The 21267-nt window shown below is 33.7% G+C and carries 30 protein-coding genes and 2 tRNA genes; 2 read left to right on the top strand and 30 right to left on the bottom strand.

Translation table 11 applies throughout. The features are described 5' to 3' along the window. Positions 1-11 precede the first annotated feature (11 nt). The 27 genes from rpsM to carA form a co-directional block, all read right to left on the bottom strand. Positions 12-380, bottom strand: coding sequence for a 30S ribosomal protein S13 (gene rpsM / locus EJB00_RS01665; RefSeq protein ID WP_010404723.1), 369 nt, complete (start codon positions 378-380; stop codon positions 12-14). 59 nt (positions 381-439) lie between these two features. Next, positions 440-1081, bottom strand: a complete 642-nt coding sequence (locus EJB00_RS01660; RefSeq protein ID WP_015588361.1) for an adenylate kinase family protein — start codon at positions 1079-1081, stop codon at positions 440-442. Continuing rightward, entirely contained in the window at positions 1078-2406 is a 1329-nt protein-coding gene (gene secY / locus EJB00_RS01655; RefSeq protein WP_135352887.1) for a preprotein translocase subunit SecY, read from the bottom strand. The genes EJB00_RS01660 and secY overlap by 4 nt, the downstream gene beginning before the upstream one ends. A gap of 3 nt (positions 2407-2409) precedes the next feature. Then, entirely contained in the window at positions 2410-2880 is a 471-nt protein-coding gene (rplO, locus tag EJB00_RS01650; RefSeq protein ID WP_135352888.1) for a 50S ribosomal protein L15, read from the bottom strand. A gap of 3 nt (positions 2881-2883) precedes the next feature. After that, complete coding sequence (rpsE, locus tag EJB00_RS01645; RefSeq protein WP_010404712.1) at positions 2884-3396, bottom strand: 30S ribosomal protein S5; 513 nt, start codon at positions 3394-3396, stop codon at positions 2884-2886. 12 nt (positions 3397-3408) lie between these two features. Continuing rightward, on the bottom strand, positions 3409-3780 hold the full coding sequence (gene rplR, locus EJB00_RS01640) for a 50S ribosomal protein L18 (protein ID WP_015588357.1): 372 nt from the start codon (positions 3778-3780) through the stop codon (positions 3409-3411). A gap of 5 nt (positions 3781-3785) precedes the next feature. Further along, on the bottom strand, positions 3786-4331 hold the full coding sequence (rplF, locus tag EJB00_RS01635) for a 50S ribosomal protein L6 (protein ID WP_135352889.1): 546 nt from the start codon (positions 4329-4331) through the stop codon (positions 3786-3788). Positions 4332-4347: 16 nt separating this feature from the next. Then, entirely contained in the window at positions 4348-4743 is a 396-nt protein-coding gene (rpsH, locus tag EJB00_RS01630; RefSeq protein ID WP_015588355.1) for a 30S ribosomal protein S8, read from the bottom strand. Between the two features lie 22 nt (positions 4744-4765). After that, complete coding sequence (gene rpsN, locus EJB00_RS01625; RefSeq protein ID WP_015588354.1) at positions 4766-5074, bottom strand: 30S ribosomal protein S14; 309 nt, start codon at positions 5072-5074, stop codon at positions 4766-4768. A 12-nt stretch (positions 5075-5086) separates the two neighbouring features. Further along, positions 5087-5623 (bottom strand): 50S ribosomal protein L5, encoded by a 537-nt coding sequence (rplE, locus tag EJB00_RS01620; protein ID WP_015588353.1) that lies wholly within the window; start codon positions 5621-5623, stop codon positions 5087-5089. A gap of 6 nt (positions 5624-5629) precedes the next feature. Further along, a complete protein-coding gene (rplX, locus tag EJB00_RS01615) occupies positions 5630-5947 on the bottom strand; it encodes a 50S ribosomal protein L24 (protein ID WP_015588352.1) in 318 nt (105 codons plus the stop codon). Further along, positions 5947-6306: a 50S ribosomal protein L14 gene (gene rplN, locus EJB00_RS01610; RefSeq protein ID WP_015588351.1), complete on the bottom strand. Its 360-nt coding sequence runs from the start codon at positions 6304-6306 to the stop codon at positions 5947-5949. The genes rplX and rplN overlap by 1 nt, the downstream gene beginning before the upstream one ends. Positions 6307-6324: 18 nt before the next feature. Beyond that, positions 6325-6555: a 30S ribosomal protein S17 gene (gene rpsQ / locus EJB00_RS01605; protein WP_015588350.1), complete on the bottom strand. Its 231-nt coding sequence runs from the start codon at positions 6553-6555 to the stop codon at positions 6325-6327. Next, positions 6548-6751 (bottom strand): 50S ribosomal protein L29, encoded by a 204-nt coding sequence (gene rpmC, locus EJB00_RS01600; RefSeq protein ID WP_015588349.1) that lies wholly within the window; start codon positions 6749-6751, stop codon positions 6548-6550. Before rpmC ends, rpsQ begins: the two co-directional genes overlap by 8 nt. A gap of 11 nt (positions 6752-6762) precedes the next feature. Beyond that, a complete protein-coding gene (gene rplP / locus EJB00_RS01595; protein ID WP_006012233.1) occupies positions 6763-7176 on the bottom strand; it encodes a 50S ribosomal protein L16 in 414 nt (137 codons plus the stop codon). Positions 7177-7187: 11 nt separating this feature from the next. Beyond that, on the bottom strand, positions 7188-7808 hold the full coding sequence (rpsC, locus tag EJB00_RS01590; protein ID WP_135352890.1) for a 30S ribosomal protein S3: 621 nt from the start codon (positions 7806-7808) through the stop codon (positions 7188-7190). 39 nt (positions 7809-7847) lie between these two features. Beyond that, a complete protein-coding gene (gene rplV / locus EJB00_RS01585) occupies positions 7848-8198 on the bottom strand; it encodes a 50S ribosomal protein L22 (protein ID WP_135352891.1) in 351 nt (116 codons plus the stop codon). 9 nt (positions 8199-8207) lie between these two features. Beyond that, positions 8208-8492, bottom strand: coding sequence for a 30S ribosomal protein S19 (rpsS, locus tag EJB00_RS01580; RefSeq protein ID WP_135352892.1), 285 nt, complete (start codon positions 8490-8492; stop codon positions 8208-8210). A 3-nt stretch (positions 8493-8495) separates the two neighbouring features. Then, the gene (gene rplB / locus EJB00_RS01575; RefSeq protein WP_135352893.1) at positions 8496-9320 is read right to left on the bottom strand and encodes a 50S ribosomal protein L2; all 825 of its coding nucleotides are present in this window, start codon (positions 9318-9320) and stop codon (positions 8496-8498) included. A gap of 1 nt (position 9321) precedes the next feature. Beyond that, positions 9322-9609, bottom strand: a complete 288-nt coding sequence (locus EJB00_RS01570; RefSeq protein WP_015588346.1) for a 50S ribosomal protein L23 — start codon at positions 9607-9609, stop codon at positions 9322-9324. After that, entirely contained in the window at positions 9606-10220 is a 615-nt protein-coding gene (gene rplD, locus EJB00_RS01565; protein ID WP_006012216.1) for a 50S ribosomal protein L4, read from the bottom strand. Before rplD ends, EJB00_RS01570 begins: the two co-directional genes overlap by 4 nt. Before the next feature lie 2 nt (positions 10221-10222). Then, the gene (rplC, locus tag EJB00_RS01560; RefSeq protein ID WP_015588345.1) at positions 10223-10945 is read right to left on the bottom strand and encodes a 50S ribosomal protein L3; all 723 of its coding nucleotides are present in this window, start codon (positions 10943-10945) and stop codon (positions 10223-10225) included. Positions 10946-10955: 10 nt separating this feature from the next. Continuing rightward, the gene (rpsJ, locus tag EJB00_RS01555) at positions 10956-11276 is read right to left on the bottom strand and encodes a 30S ribosomal protein S10 (protein WP_012482004.1); all 321 of its coding nucleotides are present in this window, start codon (positions 11274-11276) and stop codon (positions 10956-10958) included. Between the two features lie 14 nt (positions 11277-11290). Next, on the bottom strand, positions 11291-12463 hold the full coding sequence (gene tuf, locus EJB00_RS01550; protein WP_015587867.1) for an elongation factor Tu: 1173 nt from the start codon (positions 12461-12463) through the stop codon (positions 11291-11293). A 78-nt stretch (positions 12464-12541) separates the two neighbouring features. Beyond that, positions 12542-12612: transfer RNA gene (locus EJB00_RS01545), tRNA-Gly, on the bottom strand. A gap of 4 nt (positions 12613-12616) precedes the next feature. Further along, positions 12617-12698 (bottom strand) — tRNA-Tyr (locus tag EJB00_RS01540). A gap of 105 nt (positions 12699-12803) precedes the next feature. Then, a complete protein-coding gene (gene carA / locus EJB00_RS01535) occupies positions 12804-13895 on the bottom strand; it encodes a glutamine-hydrolyzing carbamoyl-phosphate synthase small subunit (RefSeq protein ID WP_135352895.1) in 1092 nt (363 codons plus the stop codon). Positions 13896-14044: 149 nt separating this feature from the next. On the opposite strand from carA, the gene EJB00_RS01530 reads away from it, so the two are divergent. After that, positions 14045-14512, top strand: coding sequence for a hypothetical protein (locus tag EJB00_RS01530; protein ID WP_015588343.1), 468 nt, complete (start codon positions 14045-14047; stop codon positions 14510-14512). Between the two features lie 769 nt (positions 14513-15281). Here EJB00_RS01530 and fsa read toward each other — a convergent pair. Further along, on the bottom strand, positions 15282-15923 hold the full coding sequence (gene fsa / locus EJB00_RS01525) for a fructose-6-phosphate aldolase (protein WP_015588342.1): 642 nt from the start codon (positions 15921-15923) through the stop codon (positions 15282-15284). Between the two features lie 431 nt (positions 15924-16354). On the opposite strand from fsa, the gene EJB00_RS01520 reads away from it, so the two are divergent. Continuing rightward, a complete protein-coding gene (locus EJB00_RS01520) occupies positions 16355-19153 on the top strand; it encodes a coiled-coil domain-containing protein (RefSeq protein ID WP_135352896.1) in 2799 nt (932 codons plus the stop codon). Between the two features lie 252 nt (positions 19154-19405). Here EJB00_RS01520 and EJB00_RS01515 read toward each other — a convergent pair whose 3' ends face one another. After that, on the bottom strand, positions 19406-19747 hold the full coding sequence (locus tag EJB00_RS01515) for a hypothetical protein (RefSeq protein ID WP_015588340.1): 342 nt from the start codon (positions 19745-19747) through the stop codon (positions 19406-19408). A gap of 5 nt (positions 19748-19752) precedes the next feature. Then, a complete protein-coding gene (gene atpD / locus EJB00_RS01510; RefSeq protein ID WP_179943652.1) occupies positions 19753-21189 on the bottom strand; it encodes a F0F1 ATP synthase subunit beta in 1437 nt (478 codons plus the stop codon). Positions 21190-21267: the final 78 nt, after the last annotated feature.

Raw genomic sequence — 21267 nt, 5'->3', positions numbered from 1 at the left:
AATAACAAATTTTATTTTTTCCCAGCAATAGGCAATTTAGATCTGCCTTTACGAGTTTTAGCATTAGTATGGGTTCTTTGTCCCCTCACAGGCAAACCTTTTCTATGCCTTAATCCTCTATAGCAACCAATTTCGATTAAAGATTTTATATCCATAGCCACTTTTTTTCTGAGCTCACCCTCTATGACATATTTTTGCCTAATAAAACTACTAATTTTCTCTATATCTTCATCTTGTAATTCTGAAACACGCTTACGCTCATCAATTTTACAGCTACGACAAATTATATTCGCAGTAGTAATGCCTATACCATGTATATAAGTTAATGCAAAAGGAATACACTTCTTCACCGGAACATTTATGCCTGCAATACGTGCCACTGATACCTCGATACTTTATTAATAATAACTCTTAATTTATACCATAAAACAACTTATAGTCAAATCAAATTACAAGAAATTTTACTTTCAATCTCTTGCATTACTCTATCAACACTCAAATTAGCGTTAATTGTTAACAATTTGCCCTTATAATACTCGCGCAAACCCTTCATCTGAAAATGATATTCTCTTATCCTCTTATTAATTGCAAGCATATTAGCATCATCAATTCTCTTCTCCAATCTCGTACTTTTACATTTAGCACAAGTAGTATTTTTAAAAGAAGATATACTATATATAGTTTTACAATCCAAACAAGTAAGACGATCTTTTAATCTATCAATTGCAATATTATCGTCAAGCTGCAACTCAATTACAAGATCAACATCCCTATTGCATCTTTTTTGCAAAACTTGAGTTAAAAAATGAGCTTGATTTAAATTTCTTGGAAAACCATCTAACAAAAAATCACCATCTATTAATGCAAGCTGGTCACACAATAATTTACATATAACTTCATCTTGAATTAAATTACCAGATTCAACAGTATCCTTTATTCCTTTACCTAATTTACTCCCACTAGATATAATATTCCTTAATAAATCTCCTACTGAAACTAATTTAAAATTATACTTTGCTATTAACAAACTGGACTGAGTACCCTTACCAGAGCCAGGAGGACCAAAAATTGTAATAATCACTTTAGTCTCCTTGTTTTAGACTCATATTTCTTTATCCAACTATCGTACCTATTTGAAAAAACATAAGATTGTACTTGCATAATAGTATCAGTAATAACGTTAACTATAATCAGCAAGCTCGTCCCACCAAAAATAAATGGTATATCATAATGATACCTCATAACTTCAGGTACAGTACATATTACCACCAAATACGCAGACCCAATAAATGTTAATTTAAAAACTATATCTTGAAGATAATCAGAAGTATGTTTTCCAGGCCCTCTACCAGGAATAAAACCACCATTTTTCCTAAGAAAATCAGCATTTTCCTCTGGATTAAATATAAAATTGGTATAGAAAAAATTAAAAAGTACTATGAGTATTAAGTAAGTTATAATGTACATCACTTTATTTGCCATAAAGTAGTTTAAAATAAAATCAGCAATGGCATGACCTTTATAGAAATTTGCAATTGAAATAGGCGTTAATAGAATTGCGTTAGCAAAAATAGTTGGTATTACACCAGATAAATTGATCTTCAATGGAATGTAAGTAAAATCATCATTATGTAATTTTTTAAACTGTTTTTTGGGATATTGAACAATTACCTTTCTATAAGAAGATTCTGTAAAAATGACTAAAAGGAGCAGTAAAAAAAACAATGCTATAACAAAAAGGGTAATGAAAAATGACATACTACCATTTTTATTTAATGTTAGCAGAGATGATAAAGCATTATGTAATTCAGATGTTATGCCAGTAAAAATGATTAATGAGATACCATTTCCTATACCGCTCACACTGATCCGCTCACCAAGCCATATTAAAAATATAGTTCCACCTAAAAGGCTAAAGATACCTATAGTACGAAACATAATACCAGGTTCAACTACAACTAATACCCCTTCTCTATTCATTCTTTCTAACCCTATTAAGATCGTAATTGATTGAAAGATACAAAACACTATAGTCATATAGCGTATATAAGAGTTCATCTTTCGACGTCCTAACTCTCCTTCATTTTTAATTTCATTGATTCCTTTAACGGCAGAGGATAATAATTGCATAACTATGGATGCAACTATGTATGGCATAACGTTTAACGCCAAGATCGTCATTCTAGCTAAAGCGCCACCAGAAAATAAATTAAATACTCCAAAAACACCAGAACTCTCCTTTGGAAATATATCATTGATTATATCAAGATTAACTCCAGGGATAGGAACATAAGTGCCTAAACGATAACAAACTAAAGCCATTAGCGTAAAAAATATACGCTTTAGTAAATCACTTTTATATAACAACGTAGAATCCAAACTATTAAATGCAAATTTACTGTTCATGATTTACGATAGTATTTCTACACTACCACCAACTGAAGCTACAGATCTTTTTGCAGCTTCTGATGCAAAATCAACATGAAACACAAATTTTTCGCTTAATTTACCCTTATTAAGAAGTTTGATTTTACTTTTAACAGATCTGATAAAACCTAATTTATGCAGTAGCTCCTTATCTATGATAGAATCCTTGACTATTTTTTTAGCTTCCATTAAGCACTGTACATCACCAACATTAAATATAGAGTATAAGTTTTTGCGTATAGGCTTAAAACCTCTTTTAGGTAAACGAGTATATATAGACTGCTGTCCACCTTCAAAACCATTTATAGAAACGCCACTTCTCGCTTTCTGCCCTTTATGCCCCTTACCGGATGTTTTACCTTTACCACAACCAATACCTCTACCTAATAATTTAGGCTTCTTTTTCTTAGATAATTTGGTAAATATAGAATTTAATTTTACAGCATCATTCATACTTTACCTATTTCCAACTATCTCACTAATCTTTTTACCCCTCTTACCTGCCACTTGGCGAGGAGATAACATAACATCAAAAGCCTTAAATACTGCACATATAATATTATGAGGATCATTTGATCTAGTAGACTTAGCTACCACATCCTTTATACCTAATACCTCAAAAACCGACCTCATTGCTCCACCAGCAATAATACCTGTTCCAGTTCTTGCAGCTCTTAAAACTATCTCACCAGAACAAAATTTAGCCTTAATATCATGATGTAAAGTTCTACCTTCACGTAAGTACACCCTAATCATCGACTTCTTTGCAGCATTTACAGCTTTCACTCTTGCTTCAGCAACCTCTGCGTGTTTACCTATTCCACATCCTACCCTACCCTTACCATCACCAACAACAACCAAAGTTGAAAATGAAAATCTTCTACCACCTTTGGTAACCGTTGTTACTCTTCGGACTGAAACTAAAAGTTCTGATAAATCATTATTATTTTGTAAATTCTTTACAGCCATATTTAAAACCTTCTAAAATTTAAATCCAGAGCTTCTTAAAGCCTCAGCAAATTGAGAAATCAATCCTGTATACTTATATGCCCCCCGATCAAAGACGAACCGCTGCTCCAATTTTGTACTAGGCAGACGCTCAATCACTAAAGAAGAAACCTGTTTTATAGTTTCAGCATTTACCCTACCTTTACATACATTCCTAATTTTATCATCCAAAGTAGAAGCAGAAGCTAGGGTTGTTCCTTTTGCATCGTTAATCAACTGAACGTAAAAATGTTTATTAGACTTAAATATGGATATACGTAAACGTCCAGCGCTCTTATCGAGCTTCGCTCTATTACGAAGTTTCCTTTTTTCATAGCCACTTAAAAAATTATACAATCTTTTCATTTTCATTACTTCTTTTTATTTACAACCTTACGCAGCATAAATTTGCCTTTTATTACAATACCCTTACCTTTATAAGGATCATATTTTCTAATTTTACATATATCAGAAGCCACCATATAGACTTTTTGCTTATCCATACCGCGAATCACTAAATGAGTTGGCTTTATACACTTAATCTCAACATATTTAGGCACTTTATACTTAATATTATGACTATAACCAAGATATAAAGTCAAACACTTATCATCACATTCTGCTTTATATCCCACACCATTAATCTCAAGATCAACAAAAAAATCATTAACCATACCGTTAATCATGTTATTAATATTACTTCTATAAGTGCCCCATATAGATTTTATTTTATCATAATCATCCCTGTCTTGATCAACAGAAAGTAACAATTGATTATCAACTATCTGACACAGAATGCCACTACACAAGCTCAGCTCTTTTTCTGCCCTAACACTTCTTATCAACACCCTACCATCATTATATTCAACTGAAAGATCAGCAGGAATATTGATAGGTGCGGCACCTATACGAGACATACATTTCTCCTATCATTTAAAATACACGACACAAAACTTCTCCACCAACTTTTAATCTACGTGCATTATAATCGGTCATCACTCCTTTCGGTGTAGATATAATAAAAATTCCAAGACCATTATATGCTTTAGAAATGTCCTTACACTTAGAATAATAACGACAACCGGGCTTTGATACCCTAGCTATATCATTAATCACAGGTGATTTATCATAATACTTCAACTGCACAACAAGCGAAGGGACACTATCACTCTCTTGCTTTTTATAATTAAGAATATACCCTTCCTCTTTTAAAATCTTCAATATAGAAGAATTCACTTTAGAGAATAGGACTCTTGTTTCCCTATGCATTGCCAATTGAGCATTACGTATTCTTGTTAAAAAATCACCAATACCATCAGATAACGACACTATTACACTCCTTATATCACATTTACCAACTAGATTTTGTAACCCCTGGAACTTGTCCAAAAGAACACAAATCACGTAAAACAATCCTACATAAACCAAATTTTCTATATACTCCTCTCGGCCTACCAGTTAAAGCGCATCTATTCCTAATTCTGATTTCAGAAGAATCTCTAGGCAATTTTTTAATCAGCTTACTTTGAGCTGCAAACCTTTTTGCAATAGATAAATCCTTATTATTCATTATAGATTTTAATTCTTCCCTTCTCTCCCTATACTGATCGCATAACTTTATTCTACGAAGATTCTTCTGTATCATAGATTTTTTTGCCATATATTTTTTCTCTCAATTATCAAAAAAAGGGAATTTAAGAGCCAGTAATAATTCCTTTGCTTCCTTATCACTAACTGCACTTGTTATAATATTAATATCCATACCTCTAATTTTACTTATTTTATCATAGTCTATTTCTAAAAATGATATATGCTCCTTGATACCAAAGGAAAAATTACCATGACCATCAAATTGCTTCACACTAAACCCTCTAAAATCTTTTTCCCTTGGCAAAGCAATATATATTAATCTTTCTAAGAATTCATACATTTTATTTCTACGTAAAGTCACTTTACAACCCACAGGTGCACCTTTTCTAATTTTGAAACCAGAAATAGATTTTTTTGCAAAGGTTGACACAGGCTTTTGCCCAGCAATCAAATGTAGATTATCAAATGGCTCATTTATCGCTTTATTGTCCGTAGCAGCATCTCCAACGCCCATATTGATACACACCTTGACAAGTTTAGGAACTTGCATTACATTGCCGTAATTAAACTTATCCTTTAAGGATTTTACTATACTATCTTTATACAATTGTTTAAACATATCAACCTAATCTATCACTTCTCCAGAAACTTTTGCAAAACGCACTTTTCTACCATCTATAATCTTAAATCCTACTTTAGTTGGAGTTTTACACTTAGGATCCAATATTGCAACATTGGATACATCAACAGCTAACTCTTTATTCAATATACCACCACCACTACCAGCTCTTGGTTTAGTATGTCTCTTACACACATTTACGCCAGAAACAACTACTTTCTTTTTAGCATCACGTATTATAACTTTGATTACCTTACCAATTTTTCTCTTATCTTTACCAGTTAAAACTATAATATCATCACCACTTTTTATTTTAGCACTCATTATAAAACCTCATCAGCTAATGACATTATTTTCATAAAAGAACCAGATAATAACTTTTTTACCGGACCAAACACCCGAGTGCCAAGTGGTTCACCTTGATCATTAATTAAAACCACAGCATTGCTAGAAAAACGAATTACAGAACCATCAGATTTCTTAACATTATTTTTTACTCTAACAACAACTGCTTTATATACTTTTCCTTTTTCAACTTTACCTTTTGGGTTAATAGACTTAGTAGATATAATAATCGTATCACCTACAGATGCAGATTTTCTACCACCTAACAAGCCAATACAAAGCACTGCACGCGCACCAGAATTATCAGCTACTTCTAACAATGTGTTTTTTTGAATCATACAAATACCCATTCCATTTTAGCCATTGATAACAACCCATTTTTTAGTAACAGAAATAGGCTTATGTTCCTGTATTAAAACCCTATCTCCCTTTTTGCAACTATTATTCTCATCATGCGCTGTATACTTCTTGTATTTTTTAATAACTTTTTTATACAGCCTATCCTTATACACTTGTAATACCGAAACCTTTACAGTCTTATCAGACTCAGCATTAGTTACGACACCACAAAAAACCTTCTTAGGCATTTCTTCCCTCTCTCTTTCTTCTATTTAACACAGTTAGACTACGAGCTATGCTCTTTCTTATTGAGCTAAAACGCGAAAAATTATTGCACTGGCCCAGCTTTTTTTGAAAAGCCAAATTAACAAATTCTTTTCTCAAATTCACAAGAAGTTCATGTAATCCTTGTGAAGATTCTGATTCAAATTTAACCATATCCATTGCAACTCCATTCAATTATGATTAGATATAAATTTACACTTCATAGGAAGCTTAGCAGTCGCTTTTTCAAGCGCCAATCTTGCTAAATGCATGGGAACATCACTACTAATTTCAAACAAAACCCTACCGGGCTTAGCTTTAAATACCCAAAATTCAACACTACCTTTCCCTTTACCCATACGTACATCTGCTGGCTTTTTACTAACTGGGGTATCAGGAAAAATTCTTATCCACACTTTACCAGAGCGTTTTAACGTTCTAGATATTACGCGTCTTGCAGTTTCAATATGCTTAGACTGAACCTTACCTACTTCCATAGCTTTTAATCCATAATCTCCAAAAGACAGCGTGCTACCACCCTTAGCATTACCCTTAATTCTCCCCTTAAATACCTTTTTATATTTACTCTTTTTGGGAACAAACATTTCAATATACCTTAACTACCAATATAAACCCAAACTTTAACTCCTATAATACCACATATAGTTTTCGCTTCACAAAAAGCATAATCTATATTAGCACGTAAAGTGTGCAAAGGCAAACGACCTTCTTTGTACCATTCAGTACGAGCTATTTCAGCTCCACCAAGACGCCCAGAGCAACTTACTTTAATACCCCCAGCACCCATCTTCAAACAATTTTGAATAGCTTTTTTCATTGCTCTTCTACATGAAATCCTTTTTTCTAGCTGATATGTAATACCCCTTGATATTAAAGCTGCATCTATTTCAGACTTTTTAACTCCTACTACATTCACTTCGACACTACTTCCTACTTTTTTAGCTATTTCTTGCTTTATCTTCTCAACATCCAAACCTTTCTTACCTATTATAACCCCAGGTTTAGAAGAATGTATTATTACAGACACTAAAGTAACTGTACGCTCTACAGTTACTTTAGAAATACCAGCATGCTTAAAGGATTCATTTATATAACTGCGAATAAATAGATCTTGATGCAATTTCTGTTTATAATCGTCCGTAGCACACCAAACAGAATCCCAGGTATTACTATTTATTTGCAATCTAAATACTTTAGGATTAACCTTCTGTCCCATATTTTTACACTTTCCTTATTAATTTTCCATTTCTATAAATCATACAATTTCTTTCAATTTTATAGTTATATTACTATAAAATTTGCTCATTCTATTAGCCCTACCCATAGCTTTTGGATATACTCTACGCAAAGTAAGTGACTTACCTATTAAAATTTCCTTTATATATAAATTATCAACGTTCAATCCATAATTATTTTGAGCATTAGCAATTGCAGAATTCAACACCTTCATTATAAAATCGGCAGCCTTTTTTTCACAAAATCTTAATTGTACATTAGCAAAAGAAACTTTTTTATTACGCACTAAATCAGCAACCAAATTTAATTTGCGAGGAGTTGATCTTAAAACCTTAGAACCAGCCTCAACTATTATATCCCTATTTTTCATATCAATTGCCTACCTTCTTGTTGCCTTTTTATCACCACCATGCCCAGTAAATTTACGAGTAGGTGAAAATTCACCGAATTTATGACCTATCATATTCTGATTATCAACACTAACAGGAATGTAATCTTTACCATTATAAACAGCAAATTTTAAACCCAAACAATTAGGAAGAATTACAGAAGCCCTGGAATGAATTTTTATCACCTTATTAATAGAACCCTCTTTTAAAGCTCTCTGAACTAATCTTAGTACAGATGGGTGTAAAAAAGGTGGTTCCCATACAGATCTACTCATAAATTAACCTTTCAATTTTTTTATATACTTATCACTAGATTTATTTTTTTTCCTAGTTTTCTTTCCTTTTGTTGCAACACCCCAAGGAGTAACAGGATGACGACCGCCAGAAGTTTTTCCTTCTCCACCTCCATGAGGGTGATCAATCGGATTCATTGCAACTCCACGCACAGCCGGTCTAATTCCAAGCCACCTACTTCTCCCAGCCTTACCTAACTTTCTATTCTTATGATCAAGATTAGATACTACACCAATAGTGGCTTTACAAGAAGATAAAATCAACCTAACTTGACCAGATCTAAGCCGCAATAAAACATATTGACCATCACGACCAACAATTTGCGCACAACAACCCGCAGCTCTAGCAATTACAGCACCACCACCTGGCTTCAATTCAACGTTATGAACAAAAGAACCAACAGGTATATATTTCAACAACAAACAATTACCTGGCAGAATATCAGCATCATCTCCAGCTGTCACAACATCACCAGGCTTCATACCTTGAGGAGCTAATATATAAGATTTAGCATCATCCTCCTTATATGATATTAATGCTAAAAATCCACTTCTATTTGGATCATACTCTATTTTCTCAACTATACCCTGATCTCTTCTATTACGTTTAAAATCTATAACTCTATACTTCTTCTTGTGACCACCACCTCTATGACGAGTTGTAATTCTACCATGATTATTTCTTCCACCACTGGATTTCTTACCAAATACAAGAGACTTCTCCGGCTTATCTTTTGATAAACCAACTTTACTTATTAATACAGTCCCACGAGAAGACGGAGTAACAGGATTAAAAAATTTCATACCCATATTAAACGCTCATTATATCTAATTTTTGACCATCTATCAAAGAAAAATAAACCTTTTTTCTCTGTTTTTTACAACCAATCACACCCCTAAACCGTCTATATTTAGGTTTAACTCTAATAACATTTATAGAAGAAATTCTGACATTAAATAAAGACTCTATTGCCGATTTTATTTGACGCTTATTTACATTTACAAAAACGTACAAAGAGTATTTATTAAACTTCTCTCTTAAAAGAGAAGCCTTTTCTGTGATTACAGGAGATTTTATTATATTATTATATTTAATCATAACAATCTACCTTCAAGATGCTTTAAAGTGTCTTTTGTTAACATCACGCATTCATGATTCAATATATCAAAAACATTTAACCCAATAGGTTTGATTAAATCTACATAATGCAAATTTTTAGCAGCACGTAACAAATCATCTCCATAATCACCAACTATTAAAAAAGAAGAAAATTTAAAATTTTTAATATATTCACACATTTTAGATGTTTTCTTCACATCAACATTTAAACTATCAAGAACAATAACTTGATTATTTAAATATTTTAGAGATAAAGCAATTTTCAAACCAAATTTACGTACTTTTTTATTAAGAGAGTAAGCATGACTCCTCACAACAGGACCAAAAATAATTCCACCACCTCTAAACTGAGGAGATCGCAAGCTCCCCTGTCTCGCCCTACCGGTGCGTTTTTGACCATACGGCTTAGCTGTTGTACCAGAAACATCACTGATACCCTTTGTTTTATGAGCACCAACTCTTCTCTTTGCTAATTGCCATCTCACTATATCATGCAAAATACTCAATTTTTGCTTGGCAGAAAATATCAAGGGATTAAGCTCAACACTACCTACATTATTATTAGATAGATCAACTAATTCACATTCCATAACTAACTCACCAAATTATTAGCATCATCACTCATATTCAACAGCAGACCTACTGGAAAAGGAACATCTTTATGTAAAGGCTTTTTAACTGCATCTCTCACAAAAACATAAGAGTTTTTAAACCCAGGAACATTATTACCCTTTACAGCAATTATGCTATTTTCACAATCAATGGATAATATTTTCATATTCTGTACAGTTACTCTGCTATTACCTAAATGACCAGCCATTTTCTTCCCCTTGAATACTCTACCAGGATCTTGACATTGACCAGTAGAACCTTGTGATCTATGAGCGATAGAAACACCATGAGATGCCCTAAGCCCACTGAAGTTATGCCGCTTCATCACACCAGCAAACCCTTTGCCTAAAGAATAACCTGTAATATCAAGATATTGACCAACTACAAAATGATTAACCCCCACTTTTTTACCACATTCTATTCCGAATAGATCAGTTAATCTACTTTCATATAGTTTACATTTACTATTTACACCCTTTTTCTTTAAATATTCCAACTGAGGCTTTGCTATTTTTTTTAAATCTCCTGTGCCTAAAATGACTGAATTGTAGCCACATTTATCTTGTCCTTTTATATCGATAATATAAGTTTCGCTGAGATGCAATAAGGTTACAGCCATGCAACTATTATCAAAATACATAGCAGTATGGCCAACATTCGTCATTAACAAACCAATTCTCCTAAGCGAATTTATTCTCTTCATTTTTCTTTTCCTAAATATTAACTTCCTTAACCTTTAAATCCACTTCTACACCAGCAGAAAAAGATAAATCTGCAAGCATCTTCATCATAGTAGAAGTAGGATTATGTACAATAATTAACCGCTTAGAAATTCTCATTTCAAATTGCTCACGAGATTTTTTATCAACATGAGGAGACCTATTAACAGTAAATTTAGAATCTTTTCTTGGCAACGCAATCGGACCAGATAAATCTGCATTAAACTGCTTTAATTGATCAATAAACTCCCGAATACACTTTTCCAATAAAGAACAATCGAAAGCTTTGATTCTAATATATATATCTTGCTTCATCTTAGTTGTTATACTCATTCTAAAATTTCCGAAACAACGCCAGAACCAACAGTTCTACCACCTTCTCTTATCGCAAAACGCAATCCTTTATCCATTGCTATTGGTACTTGCAACTCCACTTCTATACTTACATTATCCCCTGGCATTACCATCTCCTTTCCATCTAGCAATTTTATGCTCCCAGTTACATCCGTTGTTCTTAAATAAAACTGTGGCTGATAATTTCCAAAAAATGGTGTATGCCTTCCTCCTTCTTCTTTCTTCAATATATACACCTCCGCATTAAATTTCTTATGCGGGGTTATTGTCCCTGGTTTTGCCAATACTTGCCCTCTCTCCACTTCTTCTCTCTTTGTTCCTCTTAGTAATATTCCTACATTGAGTCCTGCACTTCCCTTATCTAGCAACTTCTTAAACATCTCAACACCAGTACATATCGTCTTTTGTGTCGCTTTCAGACCTATTATCTCTATCTCATCCCCTGTCTTTACCTCCCCCTTCTCTATTCTTCCTGTTACTACCGTCCCTCGGCCCGATATTGAAAATACATCTTCTATTGGCAACAAAAACGGCAAATCTATAGGCCTTGGAGGTACTGCTACATACTCATCTAACTTCTCCATCAATTTATCTATTGATTTCTTTCCATACTCACTACTATCATCCTCTAATGCTTTTAACGCAGACCCAACTATCACAGGCACTTCATCACCTGGAAATCCATACTTACTCAGCAACTCTCTCACTTCCATTTCCACCAAATCTATCATATCAGCATCAGCAACATCAGCTTTATTTATATATACCACGATATATCCAACACCCACCTGTTTTGCTAGCAATATATGCTCTCTCGTTTGTGGCATCGGCCCATCAACCCCCGACACTACCAATATCGCTGCATCCATCTGTGCTGCACCTACTATCATATTCTTTACATAATCAGCATGTCCAGGGCAATCAACGTGTGCATAGTGTCTCTTTTCTGTTTGATATTCAACATGCGCTGTTGCTATTGTTATTCCTCTCTTTCTTTCTTCTGGCGCTTTATCTATTTGATCATATGCTACAAAATTACCATAATGCTTTGTTATCGCCGCTGTTAACGTTGTCTTCCCATGATCCACATGTCCTATCGTTCCCACATTTACATGCGGCTTTCCAAATGCTTCTACTATCGCTGTCATAACTTTAACTCTTCTACCTAAAATACAAATACATCAATAAATAATATGTTGATTTTATATAAATACAACAAAAAAAAGAGCGGATAGTGGGAATCGAACCCACGTCACTAGCTTGGAAGGCTAGAGCTCTACCATTGAGCTATACCCGCACAATGGAGGAGGTAGGATTCGAACCTACGTACGCAACGCGGACAGATTTACAGTCTGTTACCTTTAACCACTCGGTCACTCCTCCACAAAAATCTGTTAAGAGAACACTACCTTAACTTAAGTTTTATTATCCCTAATATTAAACATCCAAATCCAAAAGATCAAGTAATAAAAGCTAATCTAACTGAAATCAGTTAGATTTCATTTTGTATAACATAATATTATCAATAAAACGCCTAAACAAATAATGCGAATCATGAGTGCCTGGCGCCTCTTCTGGATGATACTGCACAGAAAAGACTGGGCAATCCTTCATCATTATTCCCTCTACACTATTATCAAATAGAGAAATATGAGTAACCTCAACGTTACTTGAAAGAGAAGCTGAATCAATAACAAAACCATGATTTTGGCTAGTTATCTCAACTTTTTTACTCTCAAAATCATAAACTGGATGATTACTCCCTCGATGACCAATATCCATCTTGACAGTCTTTGCTCCCAAAGTAACTGCAAGTAATTGATGGCCCAGGCATATGCCGAAAACCGGCACCTTAGACTTTACAATAATTTCTATCTCTGAAATTACACTCTCCCCTATCTCTTGCGGATCACCAGGACCATTTGAAAGCACTATACCATCTGGGTTCATGCTTAATATTTTGTAAGCAAAACCTGTATCTGGTTTGACTAATTCAATCGTACAATCAAGTTCTACTAAGCGTGAGATTATACTAATTTTTACACCGAAATCAACAATTACAACTCTATATTTTGCATTAAGATCGCTTTTAAAGTTATTACTTAAACTAACTTTCTTGGTTATTTCTATTCCATTCACAGATTTGTATTTCTTCAATTCATCCAATATATGCGCCTCACTTGAAGGACATATCATTCCATTTTGAGATCCATATTTTCTCAAATGTCTCGTCAACGCTCTAGTATCAATTCCCGATATCCCAACCACATTATTTTTCTCCAACCAATCATTTAAGCTAATATATGAAGAAGAGTGAGACATAGGAGAAAGTTCACGCATAACCACACCACTTGCAAAAACTTTTTCTCCTTCATTATCTTTATGATTTATTCCAACATTACCAATATGAGGAAAAGTGAACGCTATTATTTGATCAGCAAAAGAAGGATCGGTTATAGTATGTTGATAACCGGTCATACCAGTGATAAAACAAACCTCACCTATACACTTGCCTTTTTTACCTATTGATTTTCCTAAAAAACACTTGCCATCTTGTAAAACTAAAGCTGCATCCTGCATTTAACTCTCTCTTAAACTAATTTAAATATTATATAAGAATTTTAAATAACATGCCAAAACTCAATCGCAAACTTTTCCACATAAAAATATCTTGACCATCGCATATTTCATACTATATGAATAAACCATTAATTAAAATGGAGGGTGCAGTGCTTAGCAATACAGATCAGTCTAAAAAAATAAATGAGAAGTGGCTACTGATAGGAGCTGGCTCATTGTTGCTTACAATAATGCTACCATCAATTTTGCTTTTAGCAAAAATAGCTATAATGTTCATTATAATCTCAACTACAGCAATAGCAATAAAAGTGGCCTCAAAAGCAATATCAAATGTCTTAGAGGATAAAGAGAACCAGTCAACACAAAATAAAATTATAAATTTAGCTATTGGAGTAGTGTCCATACTTGCAGGTGGGTTATCATTACTTATTACAGCAAAAGTTGGTTTCATCGCAATATGTTCAACTATAGCTATTTTAACTCTGTACGAATATATTAAAGATGAAAAAATAGGTAAGGATATAAATCATAAATTTGATGAAATAGCTAATAACATAACTGAATTTTGCGTGAAAAGCATTGAAAAACTTATTCCATCACAAAGTTGTGAAGTGTAACCTTTTGTTTATAAATTTTTAGATGCATGGCTAACGTATAAACACTGAAATCAGCACTTCCTTTCTTGTTATCCTAGTAATGGCTTCCATCATCAAAAATGTTGTATTACTTTTATACTCGCAAATCTAACTGGATTCCAATGTCAAGCACTGGAATGACATTACCTTGAATGGAAATCGGTGCGTGATGTACATCTGTATAGAGATTAAATATGTCATTCAGTTTGTTATCATTCTAGTACTGCCATTCTATAGGTAACAGCTGTACCTGGAACTCCTCTCTTGTCATTCCAGCACTTGATGCTGGAATCCAGAAAACTTAATTTCAAACTAGTACTTTCCCTCTTTTCATCCCAATTTCCAAAATGTTACTCCAGCACTGAAATCCAGCTTTTTTATAACTATCGAAAACACTGTATTACTTTACAAATTTAACTAGATATAATTACTGGCATGGCACGTTCGTAAAATTACGATAAAAAATTACTTGACAAACTCTAATAGCTTTGTTACCATGCACAGCGAAGGTGTTCTAGAGTTCGGAATCTATCTTCGTCTGCAGACTTTTCAATTCAATTAATCTATAATCTTCAGTTAAAATATATTTAAGCTATACTTCGGTCGTAACTGTATACATTTTTCTGAATCTTTTTTTATTAACAGGAGGATCATTATGTTTAAAATTCTGAATTACGCATATCATTAACCTGCATGTCTTTAAAGGACAGATGGTACCTATGTCCTTTTTATATTATATTTTCTAAATTTATTATTTTACACCCCAGTCTTTTTCAAATATTGCAAGCCCTTGATCAGTAAGTGGATGATTAATTAACTGTCTAAGTATTTTTGCTGGCACAGTAATTGAATCAGCACCAAGTTTTGCAGCCTCTATTACATGCGCTGGACTTCTTACTGATGCAACAAGAATTTTTGTGTTAAAACCATAATTAGAATATATAGTGCATATATCTTCTATTAGCGATAAGCCATCATAGCTTATATCATCAAGACGACCAACAAAGGGAGAAATAAAACAAGCACCGGCCTTAGCGGCAAGCAGTGCTTGTCCAGGAGAAAAACATAATGTGATATTAGCAGGTATTTTATGTTCTGTCCACAACTTTTTACAAGAAATTAATCCTTCATGTGTAAGGGGTAACTTCACTACGATATTACTAGCGATTTTCGCTAACTTAAGGCCTTCCTTAACCATATCCTCATGGCTATCTGCAACAACTTCAACACTAACAGGCCCTTTTATAACAGAGCATATCTCACTTACTAAATTTTCGTATTTATCTTTATGTCCAGATTTTGCTATCAAAGAAGGATTTGTTGTTATGCCATCAATGAACTCTTTTAGCTCCTTAATTTCATTCAAATCAACACTATCAAGAAAAATTTCCATATTATTGTCCTAATTATTGTCCTATTCAAAACCCATTTTTACAAAATATTGTCATCTTTGAAAAGTATTAAATAAAATCGGATTTTTAACTCAACTCAATTCTAAGTCCGTTAGGAAAGAAAATATTGCACTGAGACACAGTATAGCGCTTTCCTTAATTGGTTGCATTTTATTAACAGAATTAGCATAACCAATTTCTGAAGTTTACTAGCTTTACGTCCAATAGAAATTCTTGCATAGCCTAAAACTTAGTGCTACTATTAGTATAGTAACATAAATAGGTAGTGAGGAACAATAAACAAAACGACTAAGGTCGAGTTTAACGCTCGCAATTAAATTCAACTAAAAAGGTTAATATAAAAGGAGTTTTGATAGCTTAATCACTCCTAAAGTAAATATATTATCAGAACAATAGTAATAGGGGGTATACTATGTCAACAAATTTCCCGATATTGAAAGATATATTAGCAGAACTGAAAAGAAAAAATAGCATTACTGTTCTAGAAGAATACTATCAGAGCAAATGGGAGATTTATGACTTGTTCATGAATTTAACAAATGATGAAAATTTGAAGCAAGCATATATAGATCTATCTTTCAACAAAAGCTTTAAAAAAAACTTTATAGAATTAGCAAATCAGGCAAAAAAAGCTGTAAGTAAGTATTTTAGAGACAAAGACATAGATCTTCGAGCTTTTTATGTAGAAACTAACAATTCTGATAAAGTGTTAAACATTAATCTTATTAATTACAATAGAAGTGAGCCAATAAGAATTAGTGATATCTTACAGCAAGAAAGGGATATTAGCACATTGAATATCTATTGCGATAAAAAGCATGACATATACGCTTACCGAAAAGGTAAGGAAAGACATTATGAATTTAAAGAGGATGCATATTATGAAATGACAAGCACTTGGCCTGTGCAGGACAAGGATGGAAAAACTGTTACCTGTACTATGGTTATGAATGTAAGTAATTCTGGTATAACTAAAGTACTACAGTTTAATGGTAAAGATTTTGAATCGCCACCTAAGGAGTTTTTGGAATTAATAAGACAAAATGAAGAATTATATATTCAAGGTCTCTCTCTACATGACGCTGTCAAAGCATTATTGGAGAAGAACAAAGATGCTCCAGCTGTTATTAATCTGCAAAACAATGAACATATCGTAATCAATAAAGATGAAAAGATGAAAGATCTTGAAAATGATGCTAAAAGCAATCCTATTCTTTCTTTCACTAGCAACAATGTATCAGAGGTTAATCCACAGCAGATTGCAACTCAGGCAATTGCAACTCAAACAGAAGTTAATTCACAGCACACTGAAACTCAGACAGAGGTCTCTGTGCAACACGTTAAGACTCAAACAGAAATTGGCTCTCAACAGACTGAAACTCAAAATTTGCAAGAAGTTACAACTCAAACAGAGATTAATCCACAACAGATTGCAACTCAAACAGAAGTTAATTTACAGCACACTGAAACTCAAACAGGAATTGGCTCTCAAGAAACTGAAACTCAGACAGAAGTTAATTTGCAAGAAGCTGCAGTGCAAACAGAAGTTAACTCACAACAACTAGATCAAAAGCTTACAAAAGCTGAGCAAGAAATTAGAGAATTAAATGAGCAGAGGAACGAATTACGATATAGGTTCGACAAGGCTGAACAAGAACTTGAAGAGTTAGAAAAGCACAATAGTGACTTACAGAATGAACTTGGAGAAGAAAAGCAAGAAATTAGAGAATTAAACGAGCAAAAGAATAAATTACAATATAGCCTCGATGAGGCTGAGCAAGAAATTAGAGAGTTAAATCAGCAGAGAAACAACTTACAATGTAGGCTCGAAGATGCTGAGCAAGAATTTGAAAAGCATAATAGTGATTTACAGAATGAACTTGGAGAAGAAAAGCAAAAAAATGCAAAATTGCAAGATGAACTGACACAAGAAAATGAAAAGCTAGCAAATATGTCAACAGAGCTGGAAGAAAGAGCGCAAAAACTTGAGAGTGTGCATGAAGGAAAGAAAGACCTGAAGAAAAAACTGGAAGTTGCTAATGCAGGAAAAGAAGAGTTGATAAGTGAGTTAAGAAAACTGCAAAACGCATTAGCTCACCTGGAAGAAGAAAGGTTTCATTTAAAAAACGATCTTGATCAGTTAAGAATCGATAATGAGAGTATAAAAAAAAGCAAAGAGGAGCGAATATCAGATTTAGAAAAAAAGTTATTATTATTGAAAGAAGAAAAGCAAATGTTAAACAGCCGTATAATAAAGCAAGAAAAATTAGAACAGGAAATCATAGAGGCTAAGCAAGAAATTGAAGAGTCAGAAAAGTATAATAGTGATTTACAGGATGAACTTGGAAGAGAAAAGCAAAAAAATGCAAAATTGCAAGATGAACTGACACAAGAAAATGAAAAGCTAGCAAATATGTCAACAGAGCTGGAAGAATTTGAAAAGGCAAATAAAAAACTGAAGAAAGACCTGGAAGTTGCCAATGTAGAAGGAAAGAAACTGAAAAGTAAAGTGAATCAGTTAGAAGAAGAGGCAAATGCAAATGAAGAGGAAGCAAACAGCATGAGAGATGAACACAGTAAATCGTTAATGAATTTAAAATCTCAAATGCAAAGCTTAGATGATAAGCACAACACAAATCTGGAATCTTGTAAACAAGAGGTAGATCAGCTAAAGTGGAAATGTGAAGAGTTAACGAACAAGGTAGAGCTTAAAGATGAACAGATCGAGAAAATAAGAGAGCAATTACAGCAGGAGGTAAAGAATGAACGTTTAATGAATTTCAAATCTCAAATGCAAAATTTGCAAAGTGAGCACAACGCACATTTGGAACCTGATGAACAAGAGGAATGTGAGCTAGAGTGGGATAAGTCGGATTTAACGCCAGAGACTGAAGATAAGCAGATCGAAATGATGATACTGCAATTACAGCAAAAGATAGTAGAAGAGAATAAGCGCTATGCTGAGATTGAAAGATTGGAAGAAAAGGTAAAAAATCAAGCTTTGGAAATTAAAAGAATAATGGAAGAAAAAGAAAAGCTAAACGGTAAAGAACCATATCTAAATAACCAAGATGCAGAAAAAAACCCTAGGTCTTTAAGCTTTGATAGCGCATTTCATAGCGATGATGATGATGATCACTATAATTCATTTCTAAATTTAATCAGCATTCCCTCACAGGCGTGTAGTCAAAGTCAGCACGAAAGTGTTTAATACTGTTCAGATGCATGTGAAACCAGTCCTTCTTTTCTTGTCAAGTCCCCCTTGTCATCCTAGTGCGCGACACTGGGATCCAGTTAAATTTGCGAGTATAACAGTAATCAACGTTTTAATGATTATGAAAAACCAGTGTCACAAACTGGGATGACATCTTCCCTGAACCATAATGTTCGTACAGTTGTGTGTCAGCTACTTGAAGTGGGAATGACAAGAGTAAACTCATTTCTTGAACACAAAAAGAGCGCCCTAAAGAGACTTACCATCAAGATAACTTAAATATATACCAACTCCCTTATTTTTTAATGATTCCTCATCATGAGTCAGGTGATCAAAAACCTGAATTTGATTTGTTACAATGCTACAATCATTATTTACGACCTCTAATACACCATTGTCAATTACAACTTTCTCCTTTATCTGGTTACTCATTTGAACAGTAATTATACCAGGCAATAAATAAATTAAATAAGGGGAATGGCAGGCTAAAATCATCAATTTCCCTTCAAGCCCACTCACTGAAAGCGAAACCACTTCATTGAATGAAATTCGATTATCAGGAGAAAAAAACTGCACCTTAAAAGTGTTCATAATCTTTAATGTCCGGCTCCAACTTCAGCTTTTATTGATTCAGCCTTTTCTATTGCTTCACTTATACTTCCCACCATATAAAAAGCAGCTTCTGGCAGATGATCATATTTACCTTCAATAATTCCTTTAAAACTAGAAATAGTATCAGAAAGTGAAACAAATTTGCCAGACATGCCAGTAAATACCTCCGCAACATGAAAAGGTTGAGAAAGAAACTTCTGAATTTTACGAGCTCTATCAACAATAATTTTATCTTCATCAGATAGTTCATCCATACCAAGTATTGCGATAATATCTTGCAGCGACTTATAAGTTTGCAATATACGTTTCACCTCAGAAGCCACATTATAATGTTCTTCACCAATGATTTCAGCAGATAAAGACTGAGAAGTTGAGTCAAGTGGATCAACAGCAGGGTATATACCCATTTCAGCTATCTGCCTTGACAACACTGTGGTTGCATCAAGATGAGAGAATGTCGTTGCTGGAGCTGGATCGGTCAAATCGTCTGCAGGAACATATATAGCCTGTACAGAAGTAATAGAACCAGCAGTAGTTGAGGCTATTCTCTCTTGCATAGCGCCCATATCAGTCGCAAGAGTTGGCTGATAACCAACAGCCGACGGTATTCTTCCAAGCAAAGCAGAAATTTCAGAGCCAGCTTGAGTAAAACGGAAGATATTATCTACAAAAAATAGAACATCTTGATTTTCATGATCACGAAAATACTCCGCCATAGTTAGTGCTGTTAAAGCAACCCTAGCCCTTGCTCCAGGAGGTTCATTCATTTGACCATAAACCAAAACGGCTTGAGATTTTTCGTGCTCATTTATATTTATTACATTCGAAGTAATCATCTCGTTATAAAGATCATTACCTTCACGCGTTCTCTCTCCTACTCCAGCAAACACAGAAAATCCTTTATGAGCTTTTGCTATGTTGTTAATCAGCTCCATTATCAGAACTGTTTTACCAACACCAGCTCCACCAAATAAGCCAATTTTTCCTCCTTTAAGATAAGGAGCAAGAAGATCTATAACCTTTATTCCTGTAACTAAAACTTCTTCCTGTATCTTTTGCTCAGTAAAACTTGGAGGTGATCTATGTATAGGTTCTAAATCATACTTTCCTTTTAGCGGACCACACTCATCTATAAGCTCCCCTACAACATTAAAAACCCTTCCTAAAGTTGAGCGTCCAACCGGAACTGATATTGGTGCACCTGTATCAACAAACTCATCACCTCTTGACATACCATCTGTGCTATCCATAGCAATGCAACGAACTATATTGTCACCTATATGCTGTGAAACCTCTAAAACTAGCTCCTTGCCCTTATATTTTAGTTTGCTTTTTAAAGCATTAAATATCTTAGGCAACCCGTCTTCAAATTTTAAATCAACAACTGCTTGAGTTATTTTAACTACTTTACCTGTACTCATCTCTTTCATCACCTAACACTACAATTCTATAAAAGAACTTCTAAAGAAAATAAATCTTATATTATTAACAGAAATTTT

The organism is Wolbachia endosymbiont of Drosophila mauritiana, assembly GCF_004795975.1.
GTDB lineage: Bacteria > Pseudomonadota > Alphaproteobacteria > Rickettsiales > Anaplasmataceae > Wolbachia.
The sequence above is the reverse complement of the archived record's forward strand: the minus strand, read 5'-3'. Positions and strand labels throughout refer to the sequence as shown.